Genomic DNA, 12,131 nt, shown 5'->3' on the forward strand with positions numbered 1-12,131 from the left:
TAGTTGGTAAATGCAACCAAGCGAAGTTGTAGTCTACAACCATGGACGGTTCACCCGCATTCCCCGGACGCGCCGATGCGATCGAGGTCATACAGCGCGAGCTCACCGCGTTCGCCCGCCGCGCCCGCGGGCGCGCCACCGAACTGCATCCGGAGCTGTCGCTGGTGGCGTCGAGCATCCTGGATCTGGTGATCGAGCGGAACGGCTGCCTGGCCGCGGACCTGGCCGGGCACTTCCACCTCGACAAGTCCACGGTCAGCCGCCAGGTGGCCGCGCTGGAACGCGACGGCTACCTCGCGCGCGAGGTCGATCCCACCAACCGCCGCAACCTGGTCCTCCACGCGACCCCGGAAGGCAAGCGGGTGGCGCGCGCCGCCGCCCGCAGCCGCGCCGCCGCCTTCGCCGAACGTTTCCGGGACTGGGACGACGCGGACGTGGAGCGAATGGCCGAATATCTGGTCCGCTACAACGCCGCCGACGAATGACCACCCGTCATCCCGGCGACGAGCGATCACTCGTCATCCCGGCGTGTATTTGGCCGGGATCCACACCGACGCAGTGGATTCCGGCCAAAAGCGCGCCGGAATGACGGGGGCTCAGGCTGTCTCGGGCAGTCCGAGGCCCTTGGCCAGGGTCGGCCACGAGGTGCGCAGCGCGTCCTGCCAGTAGCCCCAGGAGTGGGTGCCGGGCTTGGCGATATCGAAGGTCGCCGGAATGTCCAACTGCCGCAGGCGGGTTTTGAGGTTGCGCGCGCACCAGTCGCTGGCCGCCTCCAGGATGCCACCGACCAGGATCTGGTTCGGCAGACCGCCGTCGAAGGGGCCGAGGCTGCGCACGTCGGCGATGTTGTCGTGGCGGCCGGGTAGACCCGAACCGTTGGAGACGTAGATCCCGAGCCCGCGCAAGGCATCCGCGTGCACGTAGGGGTCGTTGGCGGCCCACTCCGGATCGTCGGCGGGGCCGTACATGTTCACCGGATTGCCGCCGCCGATGGAGATCACCAGGTTGGCGAACTTCTGCCCGACCGGATCGCTGATCTGCGCGCATCCGCTGTAGGCGGCGACCGCCGTGTACAGGCCGGGCGCGGCGATCGGCAGCTGCAGTACCGAGGTGCCGGACATGGACATGCCCGCGATGGCGTGAATCCCGTTGGTGTCCAGGGCCGTATCGACGAGCGGAGGCAGTTCCTCGGTGAGGAAGGTCTTCCATTTGGGCAGCCCGAATCGGGGATCCGGTGTGCGCCAATCGGTGTAGTAGGTGAATGCGCCGCCGATGGGCATCACCACGTTCACGTTCTTGTCGTCGAAGAACTCGCTGGAGTCGGTGTTTCGCTTCCAGGTGGCCGTATCCTGGCCGCCCCCGGCGCCATTGAGCAGGTAGAGCACCGGCCGCGGTTCGGAGGTGTCGGCGGGGCGCTGCACCTCGACCGCGATCTCGGTGTCCATGGCCGCCGAGTGCACGTGCAGCGTCAGATTGCGGTCGTCGCGAATCTCGAAGGAGCGGATGGTGGATCCGTCGTCGGAGACGGCGGTCCCGGCCAGGGTGGCGGTGCTGGTGATGGGATCGGGCGGTGCTCCGGAGGCCGCCCCCGCGGGGACCACTATCGAGAATGTGGTGACAACAGAACATCCTGCCGCCGCGAGCATCGCCGCTCGGGTGCCCAATCCGCCTAGCAAAATCGACCTTCGATCAACCGGGTGTCCCGACCCGCATGGATGATCGTCGAAACATGCCCCTATGTTTCGGGTTTCGACAAAATCGGTGATGTGATCTATTCGGCGACGAGCTGACGCAGCAGCGGCCCGTACTCCGGATGCGCCAGCGCCGAGGCGAATTGGGCGGTCAGGTAGTCGGCCGGGTTGCCGGTGTCGTACCAGCGGCCGCGAATCACCTGGCCGTACACCGGGTTCGAGGCGGCGAAGATATTGATGGCATCGGTCAGGTAGACCTCGCCGGTGCGGTGGGTGTACCAGTCGTCGACCTGCTTGCGCAGCTCGGCGATGATGCCGGGGGTGACCACGTAGCCGCCGATGGCCGCGAAGGACGAGGGTGCGTCGCTGGGCTTGGGCTTCTCCTTGAGGCCGCTGATCCGCATCAGGCCCTCGCCGACGGTCTCCTCCACCACCGGCACGCCGTAGCGCTGGGATTCGGACGGATCCATGGGCATGAGCGCCAGCACGGGCGCGCCGGTCTTCTCGTAGGCGTCCACCAGCTGCTGGGCGCGCGGCACCTCGGCGACGAAGACGTCGTCGGGCCACAGCACCAGCATGGGCTCGTCGCCCAGGTGGCGGGCGGCATTGAGCACGGGGGTGCCGTTGCCGTAGGGGCCGTGCTGGTCCAGATAGGTGATGTGCCCGGCGCGGCCGAGCTCACCGACCTCCTCGACGGCGTCGGCATAGGCGGCCTTGCCGTCGGCGCGCAGCTGGGCGACCAGGGCCGGATTGGGGCGGAAGTGGTCCTGGATCAAGGACTTTCCACCGCTGACCACGATGGTGATATCGGTGATGCCCGAGTCCACCAGCTCACGCACCGTGTGTTCGATGACCGGCTTGTCGCCGACCGGGAGCATTTCCTTCGGAATCGCCTTGGTCAACGGCAGCAGCCGCGAGCCGATGCCGGCGGCGGGAATCACGGCCTTGCGAATCGTCATGGCTCGATCATCACACAGATGAATGGACGTACCTGTCGGTAGCCGGTTGTAGATTTCCCGTTGTGAACACGTCCGCCGACCTCGAGGCGCAGGTCATCGAGCCTGCTCGCGGGCAACGTCGGTGGGTGCTGCACATCGATATGGACGCCTTTTTCGCCTCCGTCGAGCAGTTGACGCGGCCGACCTTGCGCGGGCGGCCGGTGCTGGTCGGCGGCATGGGCGGGCGCGGCGTGGTGGCGGGAGCCAGCTATGAGGCGCGGGTGTTCGGGGCCCGGTCGGCCATGCCGATGCATCAGGCGCGGCGGCTGGTCGGGGTCTCGGCGGTGGTGATCCCGCCGCGCGGGGCGGTGTACGGGGAGCTCAGCGGGCAGGTCTTCGACACCCTGCGGTCGCGGATCCCGGTGCTGGAGACGTTGTCGTTCGACGAGGCGTTCGGGGAACCGGCGGAACTGGCGGGGGCGACGCCGGATCGGGTGCTCGAATTCTGTGAGGAGCTGCGCGCGGCGGTGCTGGCGCGCACCGGGCTGGTGGCCTCGGTGGGCGCGGGCGGCGGCAAGCAGCTCGCCAAGATCGCATCCGGCTTGGCCAAACCCGATGGGGTGCGGGTGATCTCGGCGGCCGAGCAGGACAAGTTCCTGTCCGCGCTGCCGGTGCGCAAACTCTGGGGGATCGGCCCGGTCGCCGAAAGTCGTTTGCGCTCACTGGGAATCGAGACGGTGGGTGCGCTGGCCGCACTGCCGGAATCGGAGGCGTCCTCGATTCTGGGCGGCAGCATCGGGGTGGCCCTGCACCGGCTGGCCCGCGGCATCGACGACCGGCCGGTGGCCGAACGGGCCGAGGCCAAGCAGATCAGCGCCGAAACCACCTATGAGACCGACATTCTCAACCTCGCCCAGCTGCGCCCGGCCATCGAGGCCATGGCCGCCTCGGCGCACCGGCGGCTGACCGAGGACGGCCGGGCCGCGCGCACCGTGGTGCTCAAATTGAAGAAGACCGATATGAGCATCCTGACCCGGTCCTCCACTTTGCCCTATGCCACCGAGGATCTGGTGACACTCACCGCCGCCGCCCAGCGCTCGGCCCTCGATCCGGCCGAGATCGGCCCGATTCGCCTGGTGGGCGTGGGTTTCGCGGGTTTGTCGGAGATCCGGCAGGAATCGCTGTTCCCCGAACTGGATCAGACCGTCGACCCCGGCGGCGCGGTCTCCGACGAGCCGACCTTCGCGATGCCGCAGGCCCCGGATCCCGTGGTGCCGCCCGCAACTCGCTCCTACGCCGTCGGAACCTGGTATCCCGGACTCGATGTCGAGCACCCTGAATACGGCCACGGCTGGGTGCAGGGCGCGGGGCACGGCGTGGTGACCGTCAGGTTCGAAACCCGTTCCACCGGACCGGGTCCCGCGCGCACCTTCCCCGCCGAGGACCCGGATCTGCAGCGCGCGGATCCCCTCGACAGCCTGCGGTGATGCGGTTAAGACATATTTGCGCGAATTATGAGGATTCGGACTGAAAATGCCGCGTCATCGGCGACGAAGGGGGTTTCCGAGACCCTGCGTTGGTAGTCTCGCGAGTCGTCGAACGGATCTCCACGAATGCAAAGGACGAGCAGTTGAAGCTTCAGAAAACTGGACGCATCGCGGTTGCCGCTCTCGCGGTGGTCACCGTACTCGGGCTGTCGGCGTGTGGGAGCGATGACAAGAAGGACAGCAAGCCCAAGACCACCACCTCCAAGGCCACGACCTCGCAGACGGCCTACCCGCCGGCCCCGACCGCCGCGGACCTGAACGCCCAGCTGCAGAAGGCCCTCGACCCGAGCGTGCCGGATTCGGAGAAGCTGGACATGATGCAGGGCGTCTCGGCCGACCCGACGCTGCCCAACCGCCTGGCCGAGGCCTACAAGCAGAACAACGCCACCATCACCGTCACCAATGTGACCGATCTCGGCAACGGCACCCTCACCGCCGACGCTCAGGTGGCGGTCAACGGCGGCCAGCCGCAGCAGGCGGTCGTGCCGTTCGTGGCCGAGGACGGCAAGTGGAAGGTCCAGAAGGAATGGATCTGCAACGCCCTCTCGCTGGCCAACCAGACCTCCCCGGCCTGCAGCTAGGCCCCTAATGAGCGACCCGGCATCCCCTAACCCGGTGCCGGGTCGCTCCTCTCTTGGCGCGTGATCATGAGTTCCGCTTAGGATCGGCGGTCGTGACCGACGTGTTGGAGAAGGCGGGGCAGGATTCCGCCGGGAGTGCTGATGCCGAACCCGAGAGACGAATTCGAGGGGGATGGGCCCGGCCGCTCGCTCTGATCGCCGGCCTGGTGGCCGTGGTATCCGCGCTGGCCGTGCCGCTGCTACCCGTCGTGGTCGACAACACGACTCTGACCTGGCCGCAAGGCAATTCGACACAGAGCATCGAAGCTCCGCTGGTGACGTACGCGCCGTTGACCTTCGACGCCAGCATTCCCTGTACAGCCGTGACACAGCTCGGTTCGAAGGGCGGCACGCTCGCCGCCACCGCGCCCAATGGTGCGCCGGACCTCGAGCGCTACGGGTTCGTGGCCCGGGTCACGGCGGCCTCCACCGCCGACGGGGTGGCCACTCCGGGCAAGTTGGAGGCGATCACCCACCACAAGACGCTGGTGAGTGTTCCCACAGATCAGCTCCCGGCCGGGTGCGCTCTCATCGTCCACTCGGATATGACCGCCACCACCGCGACGCTGAGCGGCTCGTCGGTCGCGCCGGTCACGCTGAACGGTGATTACCGGCCGCAGCTGGTCGGGGTGTTCAGCGATCTGGGCGTCTCGGACGGGGCCAAGGTCACCGCGCAGGTGGACAGCCGCTTCACCTCGGTGCCTTCCACGATCAAGAAGATCGCCATCTGGACCGCGATCCTCGGCACGCTGGTCGCCTTGTTCGCGCTGTACCGGCTGGACCGCCTCGACGGTCGCCGCAGCCGCCGCTTCCTGCCGCAGCACTGGTGGAGTTTCAAACCGGTCGACGCGGTCGTGCTGGGGACACTGCTGCTGTGGCACTTCATCGGCGCGACCACGTCCGATGACGGCTACCAGTACGGCATGGGCCGGGCGTCCATTCACGCCGGGTACATGGCCAACTACTTCGGCTACTTGGGTGTGCCCGAAACCCCGGTCGGCACACCGTATTACGACCTGATCGGCCATATGGCGCAGATCAGCCCGGCCAGCCCGTGGATGCGGCTGCCGGCGCTGCTGTGCGGCATCGTGATCTGGCTGGTGCTCAGCCGCGAGGTGATTCCCCGGCTGGGCGCGCGGATCCGGCGGGATCGGATCGCGGTGTGGACCGGTGCGCTGGGCTTCCTGGCCATCTGGCTGCCGTACAACAACGGCCTGCGGCCGGAACCGCTGGTGGCGCTTGGGCTTCTGCTCACCTGGGTCTCGGTGGAGCGGGCCATTGCCACGGGCCGACTATTGCCTTACGGCATCGCCATCACGATCGGCGCGCTGAGCTGTACCGTCGGCCCGTCCGGCATCATCTGTTTCGCGCCGCTGCTCGCCGGTGTCCGGCCGATATGGCGGATTCTCAACAGGCGCGCAAGCGAATTGAGCAAGCCGGTGCCCGAGGGCTCGAATGGATTCACCGTGCTGCGCACCCGGTTCGGCGCGTATCTGAGTCTGTCGGCTCCGCTGGTGGCGGCCGGTGCGGTGGTGCTGGCGATCATGTTCGCGGATCAGCCGCTGGCCTCGATGTTCGAGATGCGGCGGGTGCACGATCTCATCGGGCCGAATGTGCACTGGGACGCCGAATACATTCGCTACCAGTACCTGTTCATGCCGACCATCGACGGTTCGCTGGCGCGGCGGTTCGGGATGCTGGCGTTCTGGATCGGGCTGCTCGCATGCACTTTCGTGCTGCTGCGCAAGGGCGGGCGGATTCCGTTCACCGCGCCCGGACCGGTGAAGCGCGTGTTGGGCACCGCTGTCGGCGTCATGCTGCTGATGATGACGACGCCCACCAAGTGGACCCACCACAATGGCATCTACGCCGGAATCGCCGGTGTCGTAGCCGTTCTGGCCGCGGTGGCCCTCGGTCCGCTCGTGCTGCGCTCGCCGCGTAACCGCGCGCTGTTCGCCTCGGTGATGAGCTTCGCCCTCGCGATCTCGTTCGCCAGTTGGAACGGCTACTGGTACGTGTCGAACTGGTCGATCTCCTGGAACGACAAGTCTCCTGTGATCGCGGGGACCGAGTTCTCCAAGATCTTCCTGGCGCTCTCGCTGGCGTTGCTGGGCCTGGCCGGTTGGTTCCACGTGCGCGCGCCGCATCAGCCTGGTCCGCACCGGATCTCGAAGTTCGGCTGGCGCTTCGTCGCCCTGCCGCCGCTGACCGTGGCGGCCGCGTTCATGGTGTTGTTCGAGATGGCATCGCTAGCCAAGGGCGCCGTGGCGCAGTACCCGGCGTTCTCGCTGGCGCGCTCGAATGTCGATGCGGTGCTGGGCAAGCCGTGCGGTCTGGCCAATGACGTGCTGGTGGAAGAGAATCCGAACAAGGGCATGCTGAAGCCGCTGAACGGCGACGCGCTCAGCGCCTTCACCGCGGACGCGGTCGGCTTCTCGCCCAAGGGTGTGTCTTCCGACCTGCGCACCGACGACGAGGCCGATACGGGCGGCAACGTGGGTACGGCGGTCAGCGGCCGCTCGTCCACGACGGTGGACGGAACCACCACCGCGCCACTGCCTTTCGGCCTCGAAGCGAACACCCCGATGCTGGGCAGCTACGGCAGCACCGAGGCCGTCTCCACCCTGACCACGGGCTGGTACTCCCTGCCCGCGGCCCAGGATCGTTCCGGCATCATCGCCATCGCCGCGGCCGGGCGCATTCGCTCGGTGGACAAGGACGGCGTCGTCACCCCCGGCCAGTCGGTCGAGGTGGAATACGGTGTGCCGGGCGCCGACGGCGTCGACGCGCAGGGCCGGGTGACGCCGATCGATATCGGTCCCGCGCCGACGTGGCGCAATCTGCGGGTGCCGCTCAGCGATATTCCCGCCGATGCCACCGCGATTCGCATTGTCGCCTCCGATCGCGACAGCGACGGCAAGCAGTGGGTGGCGCTCACCCCGCCGCGCATTCCGCAGACCGTCACGCTCGAGGATTACGTCGGCCGGTCCAAGCCGGTCCTGCTGGATTGGGAAGTGGGCCTGCAGTTCCCGTGCCAGCGGCCGTTCGATCACCTCGACGGCATTGCCGAGGTGCCGGACTTCCGCATCCTGCCCGACCGGGGCGGAGCGGCCATGACCACGCTGTGGCAGAGCCACGACGGCGGCGGTGCGCTGGGCTGGAGTTCGATGCTGCTGCGGCCGGTCACGCTGGCGACGTTCCTCGACAACGATCCGCGCCGGGACTGGGGTGAGCTCCAGCGGCTGGAGCGCATCGACGGTTCCGCGCAGACCGCGAAGCCGGTGGTGACCACCGAAACCCATTCGGGCCGTTGGAATCCCGGACCGATCAACGTGACCGGCTGGCAGTAACTCGCGGTCAGCCCTGCATCTCGGCCATGCGCTTCTGCATCTCCTCGGGGCTCACGTCCTCGACGTGCAGGGCCAGGGTCCAGCGGTGGCCCCACGGGTCCTCGAGGGCCGAGGTGCGGTCACCGTAGAACTGGTTGGCGGGCGGCTGGAGCTCCTGTGCTCCGGCCGCCAGCGCCGTCGAGTGGGCGGCGTCGACGTCATCGACATAGATGTAGAGGTTGACCGGCGTGCCGCCGATCGAGCGCGGATCCAGGAAGCCCATGGACGGTGCCGGGTCGCCGAGCATGATCACCGAAGTGCCGAACTGCATTTCGCAGTGGGCCACCTTGCCGTCCGGACCGGGCATGCGATAGCGCTCGTCGGCGCCGAACACATGCTTGTAGAAATCGATCGCCTGGGCCGCGCCGTTGCAGGCCAGGGCCGGGCTGACGGTCGGGTAACCATCGGGAATGGGTTTGACATCGGACATCGGAAACCTCCGATCGAGGTTATCGAGGTTGTTGTCGGACGCCCCGAGCCTATTCCCGGGTACCGGCGGGAAATACGCGAATATCCCGATGATCACCCGAAAAGAGTTGGGTACCGGAAATATTCCGGGAGCTACGGCCCGGCCGCGCCGCGCAGCTTGCGGACCTGCGCCGCGGTCATGGCGCTGAGCTGCTGCGGATCGGGTTCCTTGGCATCGGAGTAGGCGATCTGCACGACCGTCGAACCGACCAGGGTAATGCTTACATCGGTATAGAGCGTGAGCCCGTCACTGGTGGTGCGCACCTGGAATGCGGTCGATCCGTCACCGGCCTGCGGCTGATTCAAACCGCCCAGCCGGAATTCGACTTTGGTGTTGTCGGCATCCTTACCGGAATATTTCGTGCAGCCCTGCAGTAGTCCTTGCACGGCGGAAAAGGCCTGCGCCGCTCCGCCGTTCGCGTACGACGCGGCGTCGATGTCGATGGTGGCGAAATCGGATCCGGCGAACTGGGCCGCCGCCTGCGCGGCCGAGCCGGGAGCCTGATTGGCGATGGACGCCAGGATCTTCGCGCACTGCGCCGGATCGGTCTTGGCGCCCGCGCCGCCACCGCTGCCCGGCGGCGGATCATCGAGGGCGGTGAACCCATTGGGCAGCTGCGACGCGTCCAGCAGATCCGAGCGCAGCGTGTACTGATCCAGCACCGGCGCGTTACCCGGCGATTGCGAAGGCTGTACGGTCGGGCCGAGACTCGGCAGGGCGGGCGCGGAATCCTTGTTCCCGCAGGCGGTCACCGTCAGCGCGAGCGCGCCGAACAGCAGCGCCAGCCGCGTCACGCTCCCCACTGCACCTCCGTGCGCAGGGTCTGCCGCAGCGTCACCGCGCTACGCGGGTCGCGGTAGGTCTGGTTGCCGCCGACTTGGACGGTGCCCGAAACCGGCAGCGGCAGGCCCAGATCCACCGCGATGGTGCCGGTGCCGTGCATGAGGTAGTCGACGATCTCCAGCTGGCCCGCCTCGTTGGGCAGATGCCAGACAGTGGATTTCGGGGTCTGCACCACATTCAGTTCGATGGTGAGCTGGTTGCCGTCGCGGGCGGTCAGGGTCGCGGTGGTCACCTGCTCGAGCGGCACACTGCCGGAAACCTGTTGGCGCACCGTCCACACCGCGCCCACGCCGACCGGCTCCTGCGGGAACGCGATCGACTGGTACACCGCCTGATAGAAGGACTGTTCCAGCGCGGCGCGCGCGGTATCGGAGGTGGCGGGCTTGGGGGCCAGCTTGAGCGCGGTGATCGCGCCGAGTTCGTTGACGTCGAAGCCGACCTGCGACCCGTCGGCGGACAGCAGCGCCTTGGCGAGGGTCGGATCGGGGGAGGTGACATTGCCGAGGGTCAGCGCGACGCCGTCATTGCCGGTCTGCGCGATGAGCGGAATCGTCACCGAGGGCGGGGAGATGTCGCGCAGCGCCTGATTGTTGATCTGCTGCTCGATGTGATGCTCGGTGCTGAGCGTGACCTGCTGGGTGCAGCCCGGCTCGAGCGTGCGGCGCAGCTGTGCGCGGGGTTCGGCGCCCGGGTCGACGACGGTGGTGGTCACCGCCTCGATGGGCATGGTGACCTCTTTGTTGATGCCGACCGGCTCGGTGCCGTCGGCCTCGACCGTGCGCTCGGTGACATCGCTGCAGCCGACGCCGAAGGCCGTCAATGTCATCGCGAGAACTACCAGCAGAACACCCGAGCGCCCGCTGCCTCGCCGCGGTGGGCGCGGGGTGCCGGAACAGGGTGCGGTGGCGTTCGCCGAGCTGGGGGATGAAGACAACACCGTCACGTCGAACAGGTTACGGCGCGTTCCTGAAAAACAGCTGGGATCACGAGGGGGACGGCCATTCGAAGTCGCTGGGCGGGGATGAGGAATGATGGGCAGGGTGAGTACCGACCGCCCGCGCGAATCCGGCGCAGAGGAACCCGATATCGCAGCGGAACCCGAGACGTCGCCAGAGTCCGAGGACGCTGCCTCGTCGAAGGCCGAGTCGCAGGACGCCGAGGCCGCATCGAAGGAGACCGCGGCATCGCAGCCGCTACGGCTGCGCAACCTGCTGGTGATCGCCGCGGTGGTGCTGGCGCTGGACCTGCTGACCAAGACCATCGTGGTCGCGACCATGACCCCCGGCAAGCCGATCTATCTCATCGGTGACTGGGCGCGCCTGACCCTGGTCCGCAATCCGGGCGCGGCGTTCTCCATGGCCACCGGCATGACCTGGCTGCTGACCCTGGTCGCGGCCGCCGTGGTGATCGGTGTCGTCCGGATCGGCCGCACGCTGCGCTCGCTGCCGTGGGCCATCGGCCTGGGCATGGTGCTGGGCGGCGCGCTCGGCAATCTCATCGACCGGTTGTTCCGCGCGCCCGGGCCGCTGCAGGGACATGTGGTGGATTTCGTGGCCGTCGGCTGGTGGCCGGTGTTCAATGTGGCCGATTCCTCGATCGTGTGCGGCGCGATCCTGCTGGTGGCGTTGACCGTGTTCGGTTACGAACCCGACGGCAGCCGCATGCACCGCGAGCACGCGACGAGCGCGAAGGGGGAGACCGCATGAGGGAGACCCGCAGTATGCCGGTGCCCGACGGGCTGGACGGCATGCGTGTCGATGCCGGACTGTCGCGGCTGCTGGGGCTGTCGCGCACGGCGGTGGCCTCGATGGCCGAGGAAGGCGCGGTCCAGCTGGACGGCGTCGCGGCCGGGAAGTCGGATCGGCTGAGCGCCGGGGCGTGGCTGGAGGTCGAATTCCCCGAACCCAAGCGCGAACTCACGGTCGAGGCGACGCCGGTGGACGGGATGAAGATCCTCTACGCCGATGACGACATCGTGGCGGTCGACAAACCCGTTGGGGTGGCGGCGCATACGGGTGTCGGCTGGAGCGGGCCGACCGTGGTCGGCGGGCTGGCGGCCATGGGGTACCGCATCTCGACCTCGGGAGCCCATGAGCGGCAAGGGATCGTGCACCGGTTGGACGTCGGCACCTCCGGTGTGATGGTGGTGGCGCAGTCCGAGCACGCGTACACGCAGCTGAAGCGGGCGTTCAAGTACCGGACGGTGGAGAAGAAGTATCACGCGCTGGTGCAGGGGCATCCGGATCCGTCGAGCGGCACCATCGACGCGCCGATCGGGCGGGCGCGGGGCAACGACTGGAAGTTCGCGGTTACCGCGGACGGGCGGCCGTCGGTGACGCACTACGACACGATCGAGGCGTTCCAGGCCGCGAGCCTGCTCGACATCCACCTGGAAACCGGTCGCACCCACCAGATTCGCGTGCACTTCTCGGCCGTGCGGCATCCCTGCTGCGGTGACCTGACCTACGGCGCGGACCCGCGCCTGGCCGAGCGGCTGGGGCTGGAACGGCAGTGGCTGCACGCGCGGCAGCTGGGCTTCAATCATCCGGCCGACGGGCGCTGGGTGGAGATCACCAGCGAGTACCCGGCCGACCTGGAACATGCTCTTGACGTGCTGCGCGCACACTGATCGGA

Annotated in this window: 11 protein-coding genes; 6 read left to right on the forward strand and 5 right to left on the reverse strand. The window is 67.8% G+C overall.

Annotated features, from left to right (window positions below; all coding sequences use genetic code 11):
• Nucleotides 1-41 precede the first annotated feature (41 nt).
• Entirely contained in the window at nucleotides 42-485 is a 444-nt protein-coding gene (locus ON43_RS12090) for a MarR family winged helix-turn-helix transcriptional regulator (RefSeq protein WP_051178308.1), read from the forward strand.
• A gap of 111 nt (nucleotides 486-596) precedes the next feature.
• On the opposite strand, the gene ON43_RS12095 is transcribed toward ON43_RS12090, so the two are convergent.
• Entirely contained in the window at nucleotides 597-1,646 is a 1,050-nt protein-coding gene (locus ON43_RS12095) for an alpha/beta hydrolase (RefSeq protein WP_040806954.1), read from the reverse strand.
• Nucleotides 1,647-1,771: 125 nt separating this feature from the next.
• Nucleotides 1,772-2,650 (reverse strand): UTP--glucose-1-phosphate uridylyltransferase, encoded by an 879-nt coding sequence (locus ON43_RS12100; RefSeq protein WP_040806956.1) that lies wholly within the window; start codon nucleotides 2,648-2,650, stop codon nucleotides 1,772-1,774.
• Nucleotides 2,651-2,790: 140 nt separating this feature from the next.
• On the opposite strand from ON43_RS12100, the gene ON43_RS12105 reads away from it, so the two are divergent.
• The 3 genes from ON43_RS12105 to ON43_RS12115 all read left to right on the forward strand — a co-directional run bounded on the left by ON43_RS12105 (nucleotide 2,791) and on the right by ON43_RS12115 (nucleotide 8,146).
• Entirely contained in the window at nucleotides 2,791-4,116 is a 1,326-nt protein-coding gene (locus ON43_RS12105; RefSeq protein ID WP_086007934.1) for a DNA polymerase IV, read from the forward strand.
• 143 nt (nucleotides 4,117-4,259) lie between these two features.
• Nucleotides 4,260-4,757, forward strand: a complete 498-nt coding sequence (locus ON43_RS12110) for a WKL family lipoprotein (protein ID WP_040806958.1) — start codon at nucleotides 4,260-4,262, stop codon at nucleotides 4,755-4,757.
• A gap of 92 nt (nucleotides 4,758-4,849) precedes the next feature.
• Nucleotides 4,850-8,146, forward strand: a complete 3,297-nt coding sequence (locus ON43_RS12115) for an arabinosyltransferase domain-containing protein (RefSeq protein ID WP_040806960.1) — start codon at nucleotides 4,850-4,852, stop codon at nucleotides 8,144-8,146.
• Between the two features lie 7 nt (nucleotides 8,147-8,153).
• On the opposite strand, the gene ON43_RS12120 is transcribed toward ON43_RS12115, so the two are convergent.
• The 3 genes from ON43_RS12120 to ON43_RS12130 form a co-directional block, all read right to left on the reverse strand.
• Nucleotides 8,154-8,615: a VOC family protein gene (locus tag ON43_RS12120; RefSeq protein WP_040806962.1), complete on the reverse strand. Its 462-nt coding sequence runs from the start codon at nucleotides 8,613-8,615 to the stop codon at nucleotides 8,154-8,156.
• Nucleotides 8,616-8,746: 131 nt separating this feature from the next.
• Nucleotides 8,747-9,457, reverse strand: a complete 711-nt coding sequence (locus ON43_RS12125) for a hypothetical protein (RefSeq protein ID WP_040806965.1) — start codon at nucleotides 9,455-9,457, stop codon at nucleotides 8,747-8,749.
• The gene (locus tag ON43_RS12130; RefSeq protein ID WP_083913347.1) at nucleotides 9,445-10,323 is read right to left on the reverse strand and encodes a hypothetical protein; all 879 of its coding nucleotides are present in this window, start codon (nucleotides 10,321-10,323) and stop codon (nucleotides 9,445-9,447) included. Before ON43_RS12130 ends, ON43_RS12125 begins: the two co-directional genes overlap by 13 nt.
• A 205-nt stretch (nucleotides 10,324-10,528) precedes the next feature.
• On the opposite strand from ON43_RS12130, the gene lspA reads away from it, so the two are divergent.
• Nucleotides 10,529-11,203 carry a signal peptidase II gene (gene lspA / locus ON43_RS12135; protein ID WP_040807074.1) on the forward strand — a complete coding sequence of 225 codons (675 nt, stop codon included), beginning with the start codon at nucleotides 10,529-10,531 and terminating at the stop codon, nucleotides 11,201-11,203.
• Nucleotides 11,200-12,126, forward strand: a complete 927-nt coding sequence (locus ON43_RS12140; protein ID WP_040806966.1) for an RluA family pseudouridine synthase — start codon at nucleotides 11,200-11,202, stop codon at nucleotides 12,124-12,126. The genes lspA and ON43_RS12140 overlap by 4 nt, the downstream gene beginning before the upstream one ends.
• Nucleotides 12,127-12,131 lie beyond the last annotated feature (5 nt).

This window comes from Nocardia concava NBRC 100430, assembly GCF_000308815.1.
Taxonomy (GTDB): domain Bacteria; phylum Actinomycetota; class Actinomycetes; order Mycobacteriales; family Mycobacteriaceae; genus Nocardia; species Nocardia concava.

What these genes read in the sequence shown, in the direction of transcription:
- ON43_RS12140 (WP_040806966.1), top strand. Translation starts at nt 11,200, where the DNA reads ATGAGGGAGACCCGCAGTATGCCGGTGCCCGACGGGCTGGACGGCATG.
- ON43_RS12100 (WP_040806956.1), bottom strand. Translation starts at nt 2,650, where the DNA reads ATGACGATTCGCAAGGCCGTGATTCCCGCCGCCGGCATCGGCTCGCGG.
- ON43_RS12090 (WP_051178308.1), top strand. Translation starts at nt 42, where the DNA reads ATGGACGGTTCACCCGCATTCCCCGGACGCGCCGATGCGATCGAGGTC.
- lspA (WP_040807074.1), top strand. Translation starts at nt 10,529, where the DNA reads ATGGGCAGGGTGAGTACCGACCGCCCGCGCGAATCCGGCGCAGAGGAA.
- ON43_RS12120 (WP_040806962.1), bottom strand. Translation starts at nt 8,615, where the DNA reads ATGTCCGATGTCAAACCCATTCCCGATGGTTACCCGACCGTCAGCCCG.
- ON43_RS12130 (WP_083913347.1), bottom strand. Translation starts at nt 10,323, where the DNA reads ATGACATTGACGGCCTTCGGCGTCGGCTGCAGCGATGTCACCGAGCGC.
- ON43_RS12105 (WP_086007934.1), top strand. Translation starts at nt 2,791, where the DNA reads ATGGACGCCTTTTTCGCCTCCGTCGAGCAGTTGACGCGGCCGACCTTG.
- ON43_RS12095 (WP_040806954.1), bottom strand. Translation starts at nt 1,646, where the DNA reads ATGCTCGCGGCGGCAGGATGTTCTGTTGTCACCACATTCTCGATAGTG.